The organism is Marinococcus tarijensis, assembly GCF_054971385.1.
Genome location: NZ_JBQOJA010000040.1, coordinates 1 through 20738 on the forward strand (window position 1 = coordinate 1; position 20738 = coordinate 20738).

Consider the following 20738-nt stretch of genomic DNA (forward strand, 5'->3'; position numbering starts at 1 on the left):
ATCATTCAAGGATGATCTCTTTCTTTGTTTGCGCATAGAAAAGGGGGGCTGTCCTATTTTTGGGACAGCCCCTTTTTGTTTACAAAAATATACAAATAATGTTGAAAAGAAACGGAGAAAAGCTGCTGTACTTATTAATCCGTGTAAGAAATGTACATTCACTCAAGCCTTTTGTATCAATGTACGAAGTTGGTTTGTGTAATGTAAATCACAATATTGTACAGTAAATGTTCAAAAGACTGCGATGAAAACGTATACATTTAGATTGCGACGGCTGATAGAATAAAAATTAACCAAAGGGGGGAAGGAGATGCCGCTGAGTGAACGGGATAATGAAATATTAAACGAACTAATCCGCAACCCGTCGGTCACTAGCATGGCGCTTGAAGAAAAGCATCAACTAACACGAAGACAGCTGGGCTACAGCATTAATAAAGTAAACGACTGGCTTTTAAGCAAAGACCTTCCGGTTATTGAAAGAACGCGCCAGGGGCATTTCATTATTGATCAGTCCGTTTACACAAATTTCGGTATGGATGAAGAAATTATCGCAGCTGAAAAGCCAATACTCACTGGGAAACAGCGTACTTATTATCTCATTATGATGCTCGTCAGCAGTGAAGAGCCGCTTTCATTAAATCATTTCACAAGCGAACTGCAGCTGAGTAAAAACACCGTATTGAATGAGCTGAAAGAAGCCCAGCAGTATCTTGATGACTATCATCTTCTAATCAAGTATTCCCGCAAAGAGGGCTATCTGGTTGATGGAAAGGAATTTCAGATCCGGAAACTGCTGATGAATGTTACGTACCAGCTGCTGTTCATGCAGGACGGGGCGGTGAGAATCAAAAGGATAGCTGGAATTGACGAGGAGGAGCTCGACGATTACCGCAAACGGATTGAAAATGTTGAAAACAAGCTCAGCCTGAAGTTTACTGATGAAAAGCTGGAAACGATGCCTTATATATTAGCTTTAATTTTAAAAAGAATTAAAAAGGGCTTTGCTGTTAATACATTTTCCATCCAGTATGAAGAGCTTTCGGATACGAAAGAGTACCAGGCGACAGAGGAAATATTTAAAAAGAATGAACACATTCCGATGGAAGAGCGGTTGTTTGTCACGCTGCATTTATTGACAGCGAATGTCTACAGCACTTCTTTTCCGATGGAAGACGAGGTCATTCCGAATTTAGGAGCCGCCACAGATGATATGCTGCGCCAGTTTGAGAAAAGCGCCTGTGTGTATTTACACGAGCGCGACCAGCTGCTTGATAAGCTGCTTCAGCACATTAAGCCGGCATATTACCGTATCAAATATCAGCTGTCGGAAACGTCATCCATGCAGGCGCCGCTGAGTAAGGAATTCAAAGCTCTGCATCATCTCGTAAAGCAATCCACCGCACCGCTTGAACAGTTAATCGGCAGCCGGATCCCGGACAGTGAGAGCAGCTTCATTACCATGCTGATCGGGGGCTGGATGAAAAGACAGGGCGAAAGTATTGAAAAGAAAGTAAAAGCCATTGTGGTATGTCCTCAGGGAGTGTCTGTATCAAGACTGATGCTTAATGAGCTGAGTGAGCTTTTCCCGGAATTTGTGTTCCTGGACTCTTTATCTGTACGGGAATTTCTTCATTACCATCTGGAGTATGATATCGTCTTTGCTCCGACGTTTCTCGAAACTGACAAAAAACTGTTCGTAGTAAAGACATTTTTAGGCAGGGAAGAACGGCAGCGTCTTCGCAAGCAGGTCATGCTCGAGCTTTACGGGTATCTGCCGAACCATCTGGACATCGATGAAATCATTCAGATTGTCAGCCGTCATGCTCATATCCATAATGAAAGCGCACTCATAGAAGATATTCAAAGTTATATTAATCAGGACAATGAAAACTCAGTGAATTACAGCATGGGCAAGGCTGAATACAATTTGGATGAATTAATCACTCCAGCTTCCATTACCCTGAAGGATCAAGCGGACGATTGGGAAGAGGCCGTCAAAACGGCTGCCGCTCCGCTGCTTGAAAATGGAAGTATCACGGACGACTATGTAAACAGTATGCTGCATTATACTGAGGAAGATCCCTATATTGTCATAGGGCCGAATATTGCGATTCCCCATGCTTCCCCGGAAGACGGGGTGAATGAAGTAGGAATGAGTTTGTTAAGACTGAAGGAAGGGGTTCTTTTTTCCGAAGAATACCGAATCAATCTGGTGATCGTCATTGCTGCTGTGGATAAGCAGAAGCATATTCACGCGCTGATGCAGCTGATGAAGCTTGCAGGCTCACAAACCGCAAGAGATCAAATAACAGCCGCTGATTCCATCAAAGATATATATAAAATTATTCAGTCGTATTCCAAAGACTAACCAGGTAAGATTTCAATTTCACCAAGGAGGGGCCTGATGAGCGATTTGTATTTTGATACTCCCGTGATTCTTTTAGATATGGACGGGGGATCCAAAGAAGAAGTATTGCGGACAATGGCACAAAATTTAGTGAACAATGGACTGGTAAAACAAAGCTTCGTTGAAGCAGTGATTCAGAGAGAGAATGAATATGCTACCGGTCTTCCGACAGGCGACATCGCGGTAGCAATTCCACATACAGATGTAGAGCATGTACAGCAAAAAGCAATCAGTGTAGGAATACTGAAGGAGCCTGTTGATTTTATCGTCATGGGAGACGACGCGGAAACGGTGCCGGTCAGAATAGTGTTCATGCTTGCCATGGATGAGGCTCATTCCCAGCTGAAGCTGCTGCAGCAGCTTATGCAGGTATTCCAGGACCAAAGTGTTTTAAGTGAGCTTGTCAGCACGTCCGATGAAAAACAGATCAAGCATATCATGGAAGAAAAATTAGACGCGTTATCCCTTAAAGGAGGTGAAAAATAATGGCAAAAAAACAAGTACTAGTAGCATGCGGAGCAGGCGTGGCAACTTCCACAGTTGTTAACGGTGCTATTGAAGATATGGCTAAAGAACACAAATTATCAGTGGACCTTAAGCAAATTAAAATAGCTGAAGTAGAAAGCTATGTTGATACTGCTGATTTACTGGTAACGACAGCTACGATCAAAAAGGAATATCCGTTTCCGGTAATCAATGCACGTTCCTTCCTGACAGGTATCGGTATGGAAGATACCAAACAGGAAATTCTGGATGAATTGAAAAAATAACAGTGTGCCGGTTTCCTGTTTTAAGAGGGAAACCGGGCTCATTATTACAGGTATGAGGGGGAAGTGGCATGCAAGGATTTGTAGATCTTGTGCAGGGATTTTTAGATCTCGGGGCAACAGTAATTTTACCAGTGGTTATCTTTTTGCTCGGTTTATTATTCGGGCAGAAGCCGGGAAAAGCCTTCCGGTCCGGCTTAACGATTGGGGTAGCATTTGTAGGTATATTTCTTGTAGTTGACCTGCTGGTTAATAACTTAGGCCCGGCAGCGCAGGGAATGGTTGATCGATTAGGAGTCAACCTGGACGTAATTGACGTCGGCTGGCCGGCGACATCATCTATTGCCTGGGCTTCTACGGCAGTAGCAGCCTTTATTATTCCGTTAGGATTGCTTGTAAACGTTGTCATGCTTCTGACAAAGACAACAAAAACAATGAACGTGGATATCTGGAACTTTTGGCATTATACATTTATGGCTGCTGTAGTATACACCGTATCCGGCAGTATCATTCAAGGACTTATCGCTGCAGTAATCTTCCAAATTGTAACCTTGAAAATCGCTGACTGGACCGCGCCAATGGTGAGTGATTTCTACGAGCTTCCCGGCGTATCGATTGCTACAGGAAGTACCGTTTCATATGCACCAGGTATCTTTCTTGTAAAAGGCCTGCAGAAGATCCCCGGCATTAACCGGCTGAGCGCAGACCCGGACAGCATTCAGAGAAGATTCGGTGTGTTTGGTGAATCCATCTTTATCGGGCTGTTCCTCGGTGTTGCAATTGGGGCCCTGGCTGGCTACAGCGTAGGCGAAGTAATTGAAATCGGCATGGCGATGGCCGCCGTTATGGTTCTGATGCCGCGCATGGTTAAGATTTTGATGGAGGGCTTAATGCCTGTATCAGAGTCAGCCAGAAACTGGTTGAACAAACACTTCAGCAACAAAGAAATTTACATCGGCCTGGATGCAGCCGTTCTCCTTGGACACCCATCCGTTATTGCTACGGCATTGATTCTTGTGCCAATTACGGTGGTACTGGCAGTATTTCTGCCTGGCAACGCTCTGCTTCCGTTTGGTGACCTTGCGACGATTCCATTTGTTGTTGCATTTATCGTCGGAGCAGCGAGAGGTAACATTATACACTCTGTGCTGGTAGGTACTGTGATGATCGCCCTTTCATTATACATGGCTACAGATATCGCCAACGTATTTACAACAATGGCTCAAAACGCTGATTTCGACATGCCGGAAGATTCCGCACGAATTTCAAGTATTGACCAGGGCGGAAACCTGATCAACTGGCTCATCTGGAGATTCTTCGAACTGTTTAACTAATTCACCTCTCAGGAAAAACCTGCATGAAAATTAACACATCGGGAGGAAAAGAATATGAAAGCATTGGTGAAAACCGATTTAGAGCAAGGAAGCATCGAAGTACAGGACAAACAGGAGCCGACGCCCGGGAAGGACCAGGTGAAAATCGAAGTAAAATATGCCGGGGTCTGTGGCACTGATATTCATGCCTATGAGGGCCACTATAAAGTTAACGCGCCGGTGACGCTTGGCCATGAATTTGCCGGTGAAGTTGTAGAAGTCGGCGAAGGGGTCAGCGATTTTAAGCCCGGGGACCGGGTCACCTCCGAAACGACATTTTATATCTGCGGCGAGTGCCGGTACTGCCGGGCTGGCGACTACAACCTATGCAGCTGGCGCAAAGGGCTTGGCAATCAGTACGACGGAGCCTTTGCAAAGTATTTAATCGCCCGGAAAGCGAGTCTCCACCACCTCCCTGAAAACGTTGATTATCAGTCGGCGTCGATGACAGAGCCGCTTGCCTGCACACACCACGCGGTAGCTAAAACAGAGATCTCGGACGGAGACATTGCGGTCGTTATCGGCCCAGGGCCAATCGGCCTGTTTACTGCCCAGGTGGCGCAGAGCAGGGGAGCCAAAGTTATTATTACCGGGCTCACAAATGATAAAGTGCGTTTGGAAAAAGCGAGCGAGCTTGGAATTGATTACGTTGTGAATTCGCAGGAGGAAGACCTTCATGAATTCGTCAATAGCGTAACTGATGGCTACGGGGCAGACATCGTTTTCGAATGCTCAGGAGCTGTACCGGCGGCCAAGCAGGCGATTGGCCTGCTGCGGAAAAAAGGTCAATACGCTCAGGTGGGTATTTTCACAACACCGGATATTCAATTTGATTTTGATAAAGTGATTCAAAAAGAAATTCGTGTGGTTGGCAGCCGCAGCCAGAAGCCTGCTGACTGGGAGCCTTCCCTTGAGCTGATGAACAGCGGGCTTGTGAATGCCCGGGCGATGGTCACTCATGAATATGACATTACAGAATGGGACCAGGCCTATCAAAAAATTAAAGACGGAGAAGCTATTAAAGTACTGCTTACGCCTGTGGATTAACATCTGGTGGAAAAGTGCAGACACTAATACATGGAAAGGCAGGGAGCCAGGAAAAGAAAGGACTCCCTGCCCGCCGTCAGCGGCAAAAAATATATTAAGAAGGTAAGGAGGCTCACTATGACGGAATTAATGCTTGATTTTATGCTGGGCCCAATGCGTGTAATCGGGGAGTTCTATTTTGATCACCAGATGATTTTTAATCCAATCATTGTTGGGGCAGCTTTAATTAAAATATTATTTGGAAAGAAAAAGGCAAAAAATGAACCGGCCAATTCAGAATTGTAATATCGTTACTTTGAAGGGAGAAAAACATGAAAAGTCTTAAACTATATGGACAGCAGGACCTCCGATTCGAAGAAGCTTCAAAGCCGGTAATCGAAAATGCTGATGATGTTATTATTAAGGTGAAGGCTGCAGGCCTTTGCGGCTCCGACATTTCCCGCTACAAAAAGCTGGGCCCTTACGTGGAAGGTATGATTTTCGGCCATGAATTCGCAGGAGAGGTCGTTGAGACCGGCCCCGGGGTATCAGAAGTGCAACAGGGGGACCGCGTGGCCGGATGCCCAACGTTTCGGTGCGGGAAGTGTCTGAGCTGTCAGAAAGGGGAGCTTTCACGCTGTGAAAATCTGACGGTGATCGGAGCCCGCCACCCGGGGTCCTATGCTGAATACGTCAGGCTTCCGGCTGAAAATGTTCTGCCGCTGCCCGGCCAGGTGGATTATGACACCGCTGCGCTCGTCGAGCCTGCTGCTGTCGTAGCTCATGGATTTTACCGTACGAGTATTCAACCCGGAGCGGAAGTAGCCGTGATGGGATGCGGAAGCATTGGCCTTCTGGCAGTTCAGTGGGCGAAAATATTCGGGGCGAAAAAAGTGTATGCGATTGATATCGATGACGTAAAGCTGCAAACTGCCCGGGAAGTGGGCGCAGACGTATTGATCAATTCAAGTCAGCGTCCAGCCCACGAACAAGTGCAGGAGCATACAGGCGGGTACGGGGTGGACCTTGCGGTAGAATCTGCAGGAGCACCTGCAACTTCGGCCCAGGTACTTGCTCTTCCAGGGAAGGGGGGCGAGGTCGTGTTTATGGGTATTCCATACGCAGATATTACTATTGAACGTTTTTATTTCGAGCGTATTGTGCGCAATGAATTAAGGATACTCGGCTCCTGGAACGCGGTATCGTCGCCTTTTCCCGGAAAGGAATGGACATCTGCGCTTCATTATATGGGCACCGGCCAGATTAATGTAAAGCCGATGATCTCACATACGCCAGATCTTTCAGAGGGACCAGGGGCCTTTGACGATTTAATTAACGGAAAAGGAAATTATGTGAAGGTCGTTTTTCATCCCGAAAAATAATAAATTAAATAAAAGCGAGGCCATTTCCCGGGTGAAGGGAGAAGGGCCTCGCTTTTATAATTTTATTGTTCTCCTTCCGGCAGGCGGGCCAGTAAAACGTCACAATCAGCCCGGTGTACGATACCCTCTGAGACGCTGCCGAGGAAAAACCGCTCTGTTGTATTCAGGCCGGAGGCACCAACAACAATCAGATCGGCTTTATACTTTTTAGCCAAATCCTCCGCAATAACAACTTTAGGAGCTCCGTGGTGAAGCTCTGCTTCTACGTGCTCGAGGCCGGCATTTACGGCTTTTTCCCGGTATTCTTCAAGCATTTTTTCAGAGTAGCTTTCCATTTCGATAAACAGCCCGGTGTCATGCTGCTCCATAGAGGTGAGTACCACTGAATCAATTACATGCGTGATCAGCACAGCTGCATTTTCTTCCATTGCGAGCGCAATTCCTTTTTCAAAGGCATGGGCTGCTTCTTTAGAGCCGTCAATGGCAATGATGATCCTCTTATAGTCACTGTCTGAATCCTTTTTCCGGACGACGAGAACATCGCATTTGGCATTGCGCACGATGCCGGTGGAAACACTTCCCATAATGAAGCGTCCGACTGTTCCAGCCCCGGAGGCGCCGGTAATAATCAAATCGGTCTCATAATCTGGAGCGAGATCTTTAGTAATAATGGTTTTTGGTACGCCGGTTTCCATTATTGTCTGGATATTCACGCCAGCTCCTTCAGCCTCTGCTTTGTACATGTTTAACAGTACTTTTCCCTGTTCTCCCGCCGTTTCCATAATAGTCGGTATATATTGAATCAGGCGGTTCAATGTTCTGTACTCCACAACATGGGCGACCGTCAGCTGGCTTTGATGTTTTCTGGCCAGTGAGAGACTGCGGCGGAATGCCTGCATAGATTCATCCGAACTGTCCACAGCTGTGAGAATATTCTGATAGTGTTTGATCATGATAACGCCCCGCTTTCTTTACAGAAGTAGATTTTCGAGCACGAAATGACCTGAAACAAAAGTGAAATATCTCTCTATCTATCTCCATTATGAAACATATAAGCGAAGAACTCCACTGTATAATTTGGCAAAAAAAGTACAATAGTAAAACTGAAGATAGTGCTATAATAGAGATAGAACTAAGACAGCCGGGCTGGCGAAAGCAAAATCATTCAGGGCAGCATCCGGCGTTGACGATGATGGATAGGGGGCAGGCAAAATGGAAAAAAGGTACAACCGTATTTTAGTAGCAACAGATGGCTCTGTAGAAGCTGAATTTGCATTGAAAAAAGGAATTGCGCTCGCCAAAGCGTATGATTGTTCATTGGGAATCTGCTACATTATCGACTACAACCATTATAGCCAGGCCCGGCTTCATACTACGGATTTATTACAGGCCTCAAAGGAAAAAGGGGAAGAAATTATTGCTGCCTGCAGAGAAGAAGCCGAAAAAGCAGGGCTGACGGATGTAACCGTGTTTTTGGAAAACGGCTCTCCGAGAACTACTATCCCAAAGGACACTGCAAAACGGTTTAAAGCGGACTTGATTCTTTGTGGAGCTTCGGGTATAGGTACATTTGAAAGATTCATTGTTGGAAGCGTTTCCGCAGGTATCGTACGAAATGCAGAGTGTGACGTCTGGGTGGTTAGAAATAAACGGGGGATCAAAAAATATAATAGCATTCTGATCGCAGTAGATGACTCAGAAATGTCTGCCAACGCCTTTCGTGCCGGTCTGGCAATGGCAGAAGAAGAAGAAGCGAAGGCCGTGGTCACCCATGTTATTCATACACCGCTCGTTTCATCAGTAGAGAAAACAAGAGGTAACGTCATTGAAATATTTAAGAAAAACGGGAGAAATCTGCTTGAAATATACCGGGAGCTTGCGTTAAAAAGCAACGTTCCCAATGTTTCATTTGCTTTGGAGTACGGCTCACCAAAAATGGTAATTCCAAAGGATGCTGCGGAAAAATATGAGGCAGACTTAATCGTCTCAGGGGCTTCCGGAGTCAGCAGTGCCGAACGGCTTCTTCTCGGAAGCGTCGGGGAAAGCATCGTACGCAGAGCGGAATGCGACGTTCTCGTTGTCAGAAATGAACACATTTAAAATACTTTCCCACATTCAGTTTGCCAGTGCAGCTGGTCTATAACAAAGGAAACCCGGCTGGATGGCAGCCGGGTTTTTAATGACCGTGACTATTTAGCAGAAGAGTATAATGCTACTGGTAATTATCTTTCACCGCATGAAGGAGTCCGGCTGTTTCAAGAAGAGGTTCCGGTGCTAAAAAAGTAACAGTAACTACACCGGGGTGTCTTCCAATCTCAATAGAGCCAGTAATGGTTGCCCTGTTCATAATTTCCGGTACAGTGACACCCAGTGCTTTGGCTGCCCGCTGCATTCCGTTTTCTGTTGCTTCATTCAGACTCGCCCCGCTGCCGATAAAAGATACCGGATAAGCTTCTTCGAGCTCATTAACACCCCACTGCCGGGCAAGTTCGAGTGCTTCTTTTTTCTCCTGCTCGCTAAAGGGCTTTGCCGTATAGGGCAGATCCTCAATCACAGGGAGCAGTACCGGGCCATCTAATTTGACGTCTTTTAAAACATTGGCCTGGAGGTGCACAATCCCGGAAACATCGGTGGTATGGCCGGCAATTTCGCCGTCACCCTGCATGGCATGCATATCACCAAGGTAGATGCCGCCCCCGGGGACTTTAACCGGACAAACTAACACAGCTCCGGCCCGGACACGACTGATATCAAGGTGGCCGTCTGTGCGTTCTTCCAGTTGTGGTTTAGTAATAGCGTACTCGTGGGGGGCGTCGATTAATGCCTGCCCGAAGTCTCCGGCGTTATGGGAATCAGGCAGAGCGCGTGATGGAGTAGTTCCAAGCTGCCCTAAAAAAGGCCTGGTTCTGGCTGCTGCACCGATAATGTCATGAGGAGCAAAGGTTACTACCGGGTTTTGAATCGAATTTTCGGGGGTGTTCATGTAATTTTTTCCGTCGTGGGCAATTTTTTCAGCTGCTTCCTGTGAAAGGGTGAGGCCGATCGATTTATTATCGTTAAAAGCCATCGTGTATGCGTTTGTAAATACAAACGGAGTGATATCCTCACCGCAGTTAGCACACCGGACCGCTTCCTGGCCAATACCTTTAATCACCGTTTTTGGATGCATTTGCCCGCAGCCGGGACATTTTACAGCAACGAATGGATCACCGACAAAACGGCCGTCTACCGCTTTATCATTACCGGAGGCTGTGGCTTGAGAGGTAATTTCAATAGATTTGATCCGGATAGCAACAGCATCGCCGACTTCTGCACCTTCGACATACACCGGCTTTGTCACCTCATGGCCGCCGCGAAGGGCAGGGGTGATCATCGGCCCCCAGCACCCGGGGGTGGTGTTGGCAACAATTGCGGCCTCCGTCTTTAACTTTATATTCCATTTCAAGAGCCGGATCGAGCATGCCATCTGTAAAGGTATTAACGTATACGGTTTGCTTGGCATCCATGCTATTCACTCCCTATGTTAGAATATTCTAACTTTAACACGGAAGAGGGAATTAGCCCAGCTGCTGCTTTTCATCGTAATGCAAATGGCCGGGTATCCTTTATGGGGATACCCGGCAAAAATTTTCTTATTCTCTTACGTTGTGGATCCATGCTTTGTCCTGATCTATCATTTTCTTTGCTGCTGCAATTGTCAAAAACTGTATGACAATGATTGGCAGCCCCATCAGCCCTGAAAGTACTTCAAGCGGAGGCAGGCCTCCAATTCTCATTAAGATTAAAGCGAGGGTGGTGATGATGGCAGCGACCAAAATGCGAAGAAATTTAGAAGGCTCATTTTTACTCATATCTTCGGTGCTTGCATACGCTGAAATAGTATACGTCGTAGAATCAAGGGTCGTAGTTAAGAAAATCAATGCGACAACCATAAAGATGACCAGAGCAAGACCAGAGAGCGGCAGTGTAGTTAAAATTGCCGGTATAGCTGCCATATTACCCTGATTTTCCACGATACTGAGCACATCGAGGTTGCCATTTAAAAATCTGTCTACGCCCAGTCCGCCGAGAACTCCTGTAGCTATCCAGGAAATAATCGTTGGAGCGGCTAAGTACGTCATGATCATTTCTTTAATGGTGCGTCCCTGGGAGATTTTCGCGGCAAATACGCTGTGCAGCATCGCCCAGGTAGCGTTATAAGCGAACCAGAACACGGTATTGCTTTTTATATAGCTGGCTTCTCCGGAAGAAAGGGCTTCAGTATAAAAGGAAATGTTAATATAATTAGTCATAAGAAAGCCGAGGCTGCCGGTGAAATAATTCAAAATAAATATCCCCGGGCCGGCCACCATAATAAACAGAGCGAATATTCCCACCAGATACATGTTAAACGTACTAAGGCGTTTGATGCCCTTTTCGATCCCAAGATAGGCGCTTAAAGAAAACATAAACACCCAGATGAGTGTTACGATCAGTGTAAGGCCAAAGCTTATTTCGATTCCCAGCAGCTCTGCGAGGTTGTTGGTAATGATCGGGGAGCCAAGCCCGAGCGTCACTGCAGCGCCTGCAAGAATACTGATCAGAAAAATAACATCTAAAAATTTACCGCCAAGGCCATCGGTAAACCGGTCACCAAAAAGCACGCGGCATGCTTCAGAAATACGCATTAACGGGCGTTTACGCACATGAAGAATGTAGGCCATCGCTGGCGCCGCCATAACGAAAATAGCAAATGTCTGAAAGCTCCAGAGAAACATGCTGTAGGAGTTCCCCCACATCAGGGCCTGTGTGGAACCGGCTTCCACACCGGTTGGCGGGTCGCTTGCTACGGAGGTCCACTGCACCATTCCGGTACGCATAATAGTGGAGCCGAGCCCCATAGCAATTAGAATCGACGCGTATTCAAATAGTGAAAAACGCGGTTTTTCCAACGGATCCCCCAATACAACTTTTCCATATTTGGAAAAAGAGAAATAAAGGCCGGCAACAAGAAGTATTAAACCGTACCAGAGGTAGCCCCATGTAAATACTTCCACAAGGGAATCGAAAATCCCATTTAAAACTTCCATGCTTCGTGTTTCGTACAAAGCAAGCGGTATACAGATTGCAATGATGATTAAAAGTGCCGGAACAAAAATCCGGTAATCAATCAGCTTTAATTTTGACTGCTGATCATTATTCTGTTCACTCATTGATATCCCCCTTTCTATTTTGTCTTTTCATGATAGCTGTGAAAATTAAGGAATGCAGAAAACAAATAAATCACAATAAATCCATATGAAAAATATCAATAATCCTCTTCTTCCTCAAAAAACAGCTGAATAAACTAAAGCATGAATGTTATTTACCCATTTACATTTAAAAATAACAATCAAAAAAACAGCAGCGCCGGGACGAACGCTGCTGAAAAAATTATATTTAAATTGATCCCAAAAGAAAAAGCAGAGCAGTTACGCCCGAAGTATTTAATATAACGAGAAGCATCTTCCGCCATTTTTTATAAAATACCTGTTCATAGTAAAAATAATGAATTATAAACACGCTGACAAAAGAAATGCAGACAGGAATATGGAGCATTCCTGCAAGAGCAAAGAAGCAGCCGGCCGAAAGCAGCAGGGCCGGAAATTCCACCGTTGCTGCCGCTATCAGCCACGGCAGACTCATCTTTATATTCACGGCCATCATCCATCATCCGTTCTACTGAATTTTCTTTTAGTGTAAGGCAGCAGGCATAAAAGGAGGATAGGGCCATATATAATTTTTACAAAGATAAAATCATTTGGTTGACAGGCGGCGAAAAACTAAGCCTGGAGTCCTGCTTCAAAGATTCTCATCCAGGGAACATAAACAAAAAGAGTTAAAATAAAAGGAGCGGGTACCAATGGCGGCAATTAAACCTTTTCTTATGTTTCAGGGGAATGCAGAAGAAGCACTTAATTATTATGTGAGTCTGCTTGATGAAGCAAAAATAGTAAGCTTAAGCCGGTATGGGCCGCATGAATCCGGTAAAGAAGGGAATGTTATGCAGGCCGTGCTTTCGCTGCAGGGCCAGGAATTCATATGCATGGACAGTAACGTGAAGCACGATTTTACATTCACGCCTTCCTTTTCACTTTTTGTTAACTGTGAATCAGATCAGGAAATTGAGTACTTGTACAATCATCTTTCCAAGGGCGGTAAAAAGCTGATGGCTTTAAAAGATTACGGATTCAGTAAACGCTTCGCCTGGATCCAGGATAGATTTAATGTTTCCTGGCAGTTGAATCTGCCTTCTGATTAACAGAGGCACAATGTGAGAGGCCTGTTTTGGCTGAAAAGTATACCTTGAAAAAGCTTTTCTGTTTTTCATTTATTAATTGTAGATAAATACAGCAGCCCTTATAATAAAAATATCAGCAATGCCAAGCCTTTTGGGAAATTTTGAAAGCGTATACAATTAATGCTTATTGTAATACAGTTTATGTCACTAGCAGAAAGCAGGAGAGCCGGAAATGAAAGAAAAAATTCAGAATGAATTGCACACAGTACTGGATGGGCTGCCGGAAATGAAGTTTTCCACCCGGGAAGAAATCAGAAACAGCCGTGTATTAACGAAGCAGGCATTTGAGGGAGAGGCGCCCATTAGCCGCAGTAAAGTAAGGATCACAGACAAACACATTCCCGGCCATGAGGAAGGACAAAATATACGGGTTCGTATATATGAGCCGGGGATGCCGGTAAAAACAATTTCTCCAGGCTTGTATTGGATCCATGGAGGCGGATATTTGAGCGGCACGCCGGAAATGAATGATGAGTTGTGCGAAAGGTTTGTGCTCGAAGCAGGGTGTGTGGTGATTTCTGTGGCCTACCGGCTCGCCCCGGAGCATCCGTTTCCGGCCGGGGTGGAGGACTGCTATGCTGGTCTTAAATGGGCGGCCGGACACGCCGGTGAACTTGGGATAGATGCAGAACGCATTGGAGTAGCCGGCCACAGCGCCGGTGGGGGACTGACAGCAGCTGTCTCCTTGATGGCAAGAGACCGGAGCGGACCGGCGATAGCTTTTCAAATGCCGCTCTGCCCAATGCTGGATTATAGAAATGTTACTGTTTCAAGCCGGGAAATCACGGACACAAGGGTGTGGAACTATTACTCCAACCAGGCAGCGTGGAAAGCCTATCTCGGTGATCATAATGAAGACATTTCCGCTTACGCTTCTCCAGCCCTCGCAGAGGATCTTTCCGATCTTCCCCCCGTCTATACGATGGTGGGAAGCGCGGATCCGTTTCGCGATGAAACGATAGAATATATTTTGCGATTAAGCCAGGCCGGAGTGCAGGCAGAGTTCCACCTGTACCCGGGTTGCTTTCACGGCTTTGAAGGCATTGCCCCGCAGGCAGAAGTCAGCCAGCGGGCGGTCAGAGGATATATAGATGCTTTAAAGAGAAACCTGTAACAGCTCTACAATAATGAACCCCGGCATGCCAGCCGGATTATAGCACGGAGCCTCCTGAAACCTTCAGGAGGCTTTATTATGTGACCAGGACCGGATGATTTTCTGTTAGATGCTGAGAGGTAAAATTGGGTCGTTAGTAGAAGGTTGAAAGTCTTTTGGAAAGGTAATGGTATAACGAAGGTAAAAATAAAAGGGAAAATCCGTCACGGTGAAAAAAACATTCATCTGTAAGGAGATGTTAATCGTGTTAGTTCTTCCTGGACGAATAGTAAATATCCGTATTCCGTTAGATGAGCAGGCTTCAGGGGAGAAAAAAGACGGAACATATACCTTCGGGTTTCAATTTCCACAGTGGCAGGGTAAAGGACGATATGCCAACGGTGTGAAAAAAAGAGCACGCATGATTTTTTATGTGAAAGATGAAAATGAGCAGCTAATGTTTCAATATCCAATTACAGAAATTCAACGGCATGATCACTGCGTAATTTCGACAAGGTATGAAAAGCGGATTCCTGAAGAATTTCAAAAAGAAATCCGGCAGATTATTATCCATTTTGTCTAAATAGATACAACAATATATTCTCAATGAAGAGAATTGAAAAGAGGGATTGCATTGGCTAAAAAAGAACAATCATCAGAGGAGCAGGCAAATGTTGTCATCACAAATGAGGACGGAGAAGATGAAGAAGTAGATCTTTACATGATGAGCGTGAAAGATATAAAAGCCCTTGCCGAAGAAAGCGGTCTTGAATTATCTTCTACTAAAAAACAGGACATGATTAATGAAATCATGAACGAGGTGGAAAACGAAGACAGCGGGGAAGAAGAGGAGTCGGAAGACGAAGAAAATCAGGGTCAGCAGGAAGAGAGCGACGAAGAGCTTCCTGAGGAGGAAGAGCAGGAAGAACTGAGCAGCGAAAATGATGAGAAGGATGCCTCATCAGAAGAAGAGAAAGAGCAGGACCACGCAAACGTCGTTATTACGAATGAAGATGGTGAAGATGAAGAAATTGATTTATATATGCAAAGTGTAGAAGACATTCAGGCTCTTGCTGAAGAGAGCGGCCTAGAACTCTCCTCTACAGATAAAAAAGGAATGATTGATGAAATCATGGCTGAGGTCAACAGCGGCGAAAGCGAGGACCAGCCCGAAGAAAATACAGACAGGGCTTCTCGGGAACAAGAGCAGGAATCAGCAGGCAGTGAGGAAGATGCGGATGAAGATTCTTCAGAAGCGGACAGCAGTGAACAAGAAACGTCAGTTGAAGAAGAACAGGAAGAGCCGTCTGCAGAAGAAGACGATATGCAAGAAGAAGCAGACTCATCGCAGGAGCAGAAAAGTTCATCAGAGGATAACGAAGAAGAAGCAGAAGAAAACACCGGTGAAGGGGAACAGGAAGAGCCGGCAGCAGAAGAAGATAACGCAGAAGAAGGTTCGTCGTTCATTTCCGAAGAAGCAACCAGCCAGCTTGTCGAAGATGTAAAGCATTCGCTGATTGACGAATTAAAAGATGATTTATATGAAGATGTAAAGCAGGAGCTCGTGCAACAGCTGCATGATGAATTGATAGGGGATTCAAAAAGTGACCTGTTGGATGAAATTAAGTCCGAGGTCATGGAAAGTGTCAAAAAAGACTTGAACAGTGCACTTTCAAAAGATGAATCCGCATAAAAAAAGGCCCGTCCCCGGGCTTTTTTTATGCTTATAAACATGGCGGAAAAATCTGCCATGTTTAATCTTCCGGACTAAAAGGAAATGCTTGTTCTGTAGTTAAAATAGATGTTCATCAATCACACCAGACATCTATCGTTTAGCTTAAAACAACAAGGAGGCTTCACTAATGAGCAGATTCACGATTCCAAGAGACATCTATTTTGAAGATAACGCGCTTGAAGTACTGCGCACATTTGAAGGAAAAAAAGCCACGCTCGTTATTGGCGGCGGCTCTGTGAAAAAGAACGGCAATTTAACCCGTATTCAGGAGCATCTTGCTGCAGCAGGCATCGAAACTGAAGTTCTGGAAGGGTATAATACAGAACCAACTGCAAAAATGGTTAAAGAAGGAGCAGAAGAAATGCGTTCCTTTGCTCCTGACTGGATTATAGGTATCGGCGGTGGTTCCGCAATGGATGCTGCTAAAGCGATGTGGCTCTTTTACGAGCATCCTGAGCTTTCCTTTGAGGATGCCACGAAGCCTTTTGAATTGCCGCGTCTCCGCCAGAAGGCGAAGTTTGCCGGCATTCCTACGACAAGCGGCAGCGGTTCTGAAGTTTCCAACTTTTCAGTAGTGGCGGACGAAAAAACAAACGTCAAGTATCCGCTTGCAGACTTTGGCCTGACACCGGACATTGCTATTATTGACCCTGCCATGGTGGAAGATCTGCCGAAGCATATTGCCGCTTACACGGGTATGGATGCTTTCACCCATACTATTGAATCTTACGTAGCTAAGCCGCGGACGTTATATACTAACATTCTTGCTCTCGGCGGTGCCGAAGTGATTAAAGATAATTTGAAAGCATCGTATAACGGCGATCATGAAGCCAGAAAGCAGATGCACAGCATTCAGGCGATGGCCGGTATGGCATTTGCGAACGCGGTACTTGGAAATGTGCACAGTCTCGCTCATAAAAGCGGACCTACGTTTAATATTCCCCACGGCTATGCCAATGCGATCTATCTTCCGTATGTCATTGAGTTCAACCGTGCAGTGGTAGAAGACCGCTATGCAGAAATTGCGCGTCGCCTGCATTTAAAAGGGCAGACAGATAAAGAATTGACAGATTCGCTTGTAGAGTATATTTTTGAACTCAACAAAGATTTAGGATTAGCTGTTACGCTTGAAGAATTCGGTGTCCCTGAAAAGGATTTCGAAGAGCATCTGGATACAATGGCTCAAAATGCACTAAGCGATCCATGTACCGGCACCAATCCACGGGAAACATCCTTCGAACAGATGAAGGACTTGTTCAAGGCTTCGTATTACGGGAAAGAAGCTCTGGTAAAAGGCTGAGTATAAAGGAAAAAAGATGAACCGGAAGCCCCGATTGTTTCGGGGTTTTTCCTTTGGTACTGCTCCTGCGGCAGAGATCAGGAGAAGGAGAGATGTGTTATGCCGAAAGAACAAAAGCTCGGGGCAACCGACCGGCAGTATAAAGAACCGCCCGAGGTGGTACAGGCGTTTGGAGAAAATGGACGCAACCACTTAAGTAAGGAATTCAAAGCGCAATTTCTGCTGGCGATACTGGCAGGATCGTTCATGACCTTCGGGGCGGTATTTTCGATTCTCCTTGCAACAGGCGTAGAAGCGAAAGGGCTGTACTATCTATTGTCAGGACTTGGTTTTACGGCAGCTTATGTCATGGTATTTTTATCCGGCGCTGTATTATTTACAGAAATTAACATTCTGCTTCCGAGTTACTTATTCCGAAAGCCGAGTGTCTACTTTATGCCGATTGCAAGGTTCTGGCTTGCTACTTACATCGGCAATATTGTCGGTGCATTATTCGTTGCAGCAGTCATTCAGCTTTCCGGCTCCTTAACTTCGGAATTTTACGGAGAGCTGCAGGTGTATCTATCGGACAAGATGAAATTTAAAGATTCTGGCGGAATTGGTTGGTTCCAGGTCGTTTTGTCCGGTATTCTGGCTAATTGGTTAATCGGCATGGCATCGTTTCTCACGACAGCTGCGAGAGATGTTACAGGCAAAGTAGTGGCGACTGCGCTTCCGGTCATTCTATTTGTGGCCGGTAATTTCCAGCACAGCGCGGCGAACATGGGCTACTTCAGCATGGGGGTATTTGCAGATACTGAGTATGCCTGGTATGAATACCTGTTGTTTAATTTAATACCGGCAAGTATTGGAAATTTAATCGGCGGAGCCCTCCTTGTTTCTCTGCTGTTCTTGTTTGCCTACAGGGAAGAACTTCGTGATAGCGACGGTATTGAATAGAAAAAACTGCTCCTGAAAAAGGGGCAGTTTTTTATGGGATATTATTTTTCATGAAAGGAAGTCTTTTGCGTGGAGTGGGAAGGCATCAGCCTGTCGAGAAGATATCCGGCGGCAGCTCCGATAAACGCAGGCACCACCCAGCCGAGTCCCTGCTCAAAAAACGGCGAGGTCTGAAGAATACTTGTGACAGCCGGGACAAAGACTCCTATACTTGAAAGCCCTTCGTAAAGCGCAAAGATTCCTGTAAAGATAATTGACAGCTGATACATTAGTGAACCTTCACCAATAACAGGGCGCAGAAGTGAAAGTACGATGAGCACAATAGCAAGCGGATAAATAAATACGAGTAAAGGAACTGCGATGCTTAAAATTAAAGACAATCCTAAATTAGTAACCAGCATTCCGATAAATGTAAAAAGAACGACAAACGATTTATAGGCAATGCGGGGCATTATGCTGTGAAAAAATTCAGAGCATGCCGTTATCAGGCCGACGCTGGTGGTCAGGCAGGCAAGCAGAACGATCACACCAAAAAAGAAGCTGCCGGATGGTCCGAAAAGCATGGCTGCGGCAGGTTCAAGAATGCCGGCCCCGTCAGTAATCCCTTCCTGCTGTGACATCCGGGCACCGATCCATCCAAGCGAAACATAGACTATAGAAAGGCCGATCCCAGCTACTGCAGTAGCTGCTGCAGCGCCGGACATCAGTTCACGTTTAGAAGACGCCCCGTGGGTGCGCAGACTGTTAACAATCACCATTCCGAAGGCAAGGGCACCGAGAGCATCCATCGTCAGATACCCTTCTAGAAATCCTCCAATAAAAGGAGAATTATTATAAGGGGCTTCAGCTGAAGAAGAATTTGTATCGAAAATAAAAAATGCCCGTACAAATAGAGCGGCTAAAGTAACGAATAGAATAGGCGTCAGCCATTGGCCCAGGCGATCTACTATTTTTTCAGGATTTAAGCTCAGCCAGAGAGCAACTGTGAAAAAGATTAAGGAGAAAAGTAAAAGTGTCCACCAGGTCCCGATACCCGCTGCTGGCACAAAACCGATTTCATAGGCAACGTTAGCAGCCCTGGGAATTCCATATAAAGCTCCGATGGATAAATAAATCAGTACAGCAAACAACAGGCCGAACATGGGATGAACTCTGCTTCCCATGCTGATAAGTCCGTGCCGTGCCTGCACGACTGCCAAAATAGCAAGGATGGGGAGAAGTACTCCTGTAAATAGAAAACCAAGGATAGCAGAAGTGAAATTGTCACCTGCAGAATAACCAAGAAATGGCGGGAAGATTAAATTACCCGCTCCAAAAAATAACGAGAAAAGCATAAAACCGATAAAAAGAATACGCGACTTTTTCATACCAGCGCCTCCTGAGTGTAAGTAAGATCGCCACACAACGCAAAAAACCCGCTTCCAAAAGGAAACGAGTCAAATTCTTAAGAGAGTCCCTGAAATATCATGCTGCACTTGGCTCACCTTGTGAGAAAATGACTATATACGGTAAAGCATTATGTAAGATTAATAATCATTCTACAATGTAACGCGGATCTGACTGAAAGTAAACTGTAAACATGCATAAAAACAACAAAAATTGCTGAAAACGGATACGCAGAAAAATTATAAAAAATTAGAAGGAAAATTAGGGATATTAATGATTTTAAGTGTATATCGTTTATAATAGGGTATATATGCATAGGTCCAATATCACTTGGAGGCGAGAGCTATGGGGAGAGGTATGAATTGGGTTAAAAACCACCAGTTTTGTTCTACAGTAGAAGAGCATGATGACATTGTTATTTTGGAAGTGCCTTATACAGCTAGCAATGAACAGTGGGAAGAAATACAGGAAATTATTAATGTTCTTCATGATCACGGGTATGTAGAGGGCCAGACCAAACGTATCGATCAGCTGCAAATTGAACTTGTGGGTTTTAAAATCCCATGGAGCCAGCAAAGAACGAATTCCGGATAAATTAAATAACAAAAATAACCATTTGATGAACAAAAGATTAAAGAAATTACGTTTAAGTTACAAGTGGATAATAAAACACAAAAATCGTATTTGGGTTGATATGATAGTATTTAATTAATTATTACGGGGAAAAGAGGTCTGCAATTTGCGAAACCCAATTGTATTAATGATGGTAATGGGACTTTCTATGTTTTATATTATTGTGCCGTTTATGAATATTGAGCAAATGCCGACCGTGCTGACAGGCGTGCAGCAGATTATGAAATCTATTACCTCCATCAGTTTTTTATAATATACGTGCCGTACAGGTCTCTCTGCTTATATGCAGGAGGCTTTTTTAGGCTCTATAATATTTGTTGGGGTTGAAGCACAAAAAAACACGCAGACTCCCATATCCGTTATACTTGCGTCGACGAA

General features: G+C 45.2%; 21 protein-coding genes and 1 pseudogene. 17 read left to right on the forward strand and 5 right to left on the reverse strand.

Annotated features, from left to right (window positions below):
- The 8 genes from ACTTK7_RS15650 to ACTTK7_RS15685 all read left to right on the forward strand — a co-directional run.
- On the forward strand, window positions 1–202 hold a 202-nt coding region (locus ACTTK7_RS15650; protein WP_462869030.1), incomplete at its 5' end, for a hypothetical protein.
- 108 nt (window positions 203–310) lie between these two features.
- A complete protein-coding gene (locus ACTTK7_RS15655) occupies window positions 311–2368 on the forward strand; it encodes a BglG family transcription antiterminator (protein ID WP_462869032.1) in 2058 nt (685 codons plus the stop codon).
- Between the two features lie 36 nt (window positions 2369–2404).
- Window positions 2405–2893 carry a PTS sugar transporter subunit IIA gene (locus tag ACTTK7_RS15660; protein ID WP_462869033.1) on the forward strand — a complete coding sequence of 163 codons (489 nt, stop codon included), beginning with the start codon at window positions 2405–2407 and terminating at the stop codon, window positions 2891–2893.
- Window positions 2893–3177, forward strand: a complete 285-nt coding sequence (locus ACTTK7_RS15665; protein ID WP_022794068.1) for a PTS sugar transporter subunit IIB — start codon at window positions 2893–2895, stop codon at window positions 3175–3177. Before ACTTK7_RS15660 ends, ACTTK7_RS15665 begins: the two co-directional genes overlap by 1 nt.
- Window positions 3178–3245: 68 nt before the next feature.
- Complete coding sequence (locus tag ACTTK7_RS15670; RefSeq protein WP_462869034.1) at window positions 3246–4508, forward strand: galactitol-specific PTS transporter subunit IIC; 1263 nt, start codon at window positions 3246–3248, stop codon at window positions 4506–4508.
- Window positions 4509–4562: 54 nt separating this feature from the next.
- On the forward strand, window positions 4563–5594 hold the full coding sequence (locus ACTTK7_RS15675) for a zinc-binding dehydrogenase (protein ID WP_462869035.1): 1032 nt from the start codon (window positions 4563–4565) through the stop codon (window positions 5592–5594).
- 117 nt (window positions 5595–5711) lie between these two features.
- The gene (locus ACTTK7_RS15680; RefSeq protein WP_022794065.1) at window positions 5712–5879 is read left to right on the forward strand and encodes a hypothetical protein; all 168 of its coding nucleotides are present in this window, start codon (window positions 5712–5714) and stop codon (window positions 5877–5879) included.
- A 26-nt stretch (window positions 5880–5905) separates the two neighbouring features.
- Window positions 5906–6955, forward strand: a complete 1050-nt coding sequence (locus tag ACTTK7_RS15685) for a galactitol-1-phosphate 5-dehydrogenase (RefSeq protein WP_462869036.1) — start codon at window positions 5906–5908, stop codon at window positions 6953–6955.
- A 62-nt stretch (window positions 6956–7017) separates the two neighbouring features.
- Here the strand turns inward: ACTTK7_RS15685 and ACTTK7_RS15690 are convergent, their stop codons facing one another.
- Window positions 7018–7908 (reverse strand): universal stress protein, encoded by an 891-nt coding sequence (locus tag ACTTK7_RS15690; RefSeq protein WP_022794063.1) that lies wholly within the window; start codon window positions 7906–7908, stop codon window positions 7018–7020.
- Between the two features lie 259 nt (window positions 7909–8167).
- On the opposite strand from ACTTK7_RS15690, the gene ACTTK7_RS15695 reads away from it, so the two are divergent.
- Complete coding sequence (locus ACTTK7_RS15695; protein WP_462869038.1) at window positions 8168–9055, forward strand: universal stress protein; 888 nt, start codon at window positions 8168–8170, stop codon at window positions 9053–9055.
- 112 nt (window positions 9056–9167) lie between these two features.
- On the opposite strand, the pseudogene ACTTK7_RS15700 reads toward ACTTK7_RS15695, so the two are convergent.
- The 3 genes and pseudogenes from ACTTK7_RS15700 to ACTTK7_RS15710 all read right to left on the reverse strand — a co-directional run bounded on the left by ACTTK7_RS15700 (window position 9168) and on the right by ACTTK7_RS15710 (window position 12637).
- A pseudogene (locus tag ACTTK7_RS15700) lies at window positions 9168–10461 on the reverse strand (acetamidase/formamidase family protein).
- 126 nt (window positions 10462–10587) lie between these two features.
- Window positions 10588–12147 carry a BCCT family transporter gene (locus ACTTK7_RS15705; protein WP_462869039.1) on the reverse strand — a complete coding sequence of 520 codons (1560 nt, stop codon included), beginning with the start codon at window positions 12145–12147 and terminating at the stop codon, window positions 10588–10590.
- A gap of 226 nt (window positions 12148–12373) precedes the next feature.
- Window positions 12374–12637 (reverse strand): hypothetical protein, encoded by a 264-nt coding sequence (locus ACTTK7_RS15710; protein WP_462869040.1) that lies wholly within the window; start codon window positions 12635–12637, stop codon window positions 12374–12376.
- 199 nt (window positions 12638–12836) lie between these two features.
- Here ACTTK7_RS15710 and ACTTK7_RS15715 point away from each other — a divergent pair, with 199 nt between their 5' ends.
- The 6 genes from ACTTK7_RS15715 (at window position 12837) to ACTTK7_RS15740 (ending at window position 18341) form a co-directional block, all read left to right on the forward strand.
- Window positions 12837–13235, forward strand: coding sequence for a VOC family protein (locus tag ACTTK7_RS15715; RefSeq protein ID WP_462869041.1), 399 nt, complete (start codon window positions 12837–12839; stop codon window positions 13233–13235).
- 211 nt (window positions 13236–13446) lie between these two features.
- Complete coding sequence (locus ACTTK7_RS15720; protein WP_462869042.1) at window positions 13447–14388, forward strand: alpha/beta hydrolase; 942 nt, start codon at window positions 13447–13449, stop codon at window positions 14386–14388.
- 244 nt (window positions 14389–14632) lie between these two features.
- Window positions 14633–14950, forward strand: a complete 318-nt coding sequence (locus ACTTK7_RS15725; RefSeq protein ID WP_022794058.1) for a hypothetical protein — start codon at window positions 14633–14635, stop codon at window positions 14948–14950.
- Between the two features lie 51 nt (window positions 14951–15001).
- A complete protein-coding gene (locus ACTTK7_RS15730) occupies window positions 15002–16060 on the forward strand; it encodes a hypothetical protein (RefSeq protein WP_462869043.1) in 1059 nt (352 codons plus the stop codon).
- A gap of 169 nt (window positions 16061–16229) precedes the next feature.
- Window positions 16230–17402: an iron-containing alcohol dehydrogenase gene (locus tag ACTTK7_RS15735; protein ID WP_462869044.1), complete on the forward strand. Its 1173-nt coding sequence runs from the start codon at window positions 16230–16232 to the stop codon at window positions 17400–17402.
- Window positions 17403–17501: 99 nt separating this feature from the next.
- Window positions 17502–18341, forward strand: a complete 840-nt coding sequence (locus ACTTK7_RS15740; RefSeq protein WP_022794055.1) for a formate/nitrite transporter family protein — start codon at window positions 17502–17504, stop codon at window positions 18339–18341.
- A gap of 41 nt (window positions 18342–18382) precedes the next feature.
- On the opposite strand, the gene brnQ is transcribed toward ACTTK7_RS15740, so the two are convergent.
- Window positions 18383–19708 (reverse strand): branched-chain amino acid transport system II carrier protein, encoded by a 1326-nt coding sequence (gene brnQ, locus ACTTK7_RS15745; protein ID WP_022794054.1) that lies wholly within the window; start codon window positions 19706–19708, stop codon window positions 18383–18385.
- Between the two features lie 376 nt (window positions 19709–20084).
- Here brnQ and ACTTK7_RS15750 point away from each other — a divergent pair, with 376 nt between their 5' ends.
- Together ACTTK7_RS15750 and ACTTK7_RS15755 are read left to right on the forward strand one after the other, a co-directional pair.
- A complete protein-coding gene (locus ACTTK7_RS15750) occupies window positions 20085–20321 on the forward strand; it encodes a hypothetical protein (protein ID WP_156847934.1) in 237 nt (78 codons plus the stop codon).
- A 145-nt stretch (window positions 20322–20466) separates the two neighbouring features.
- Window positions 20467–20613, forward strand: coding sequence for a hypothetical protein (locus ACTTK7_RS15755; protein ID WP_022794052.1), 147 nt, complete (start codon window positions 20467–20469; stop codon window positions 20611–20613).
- Window positions 20614–20738: the final 125 nt, after the last annotated feature.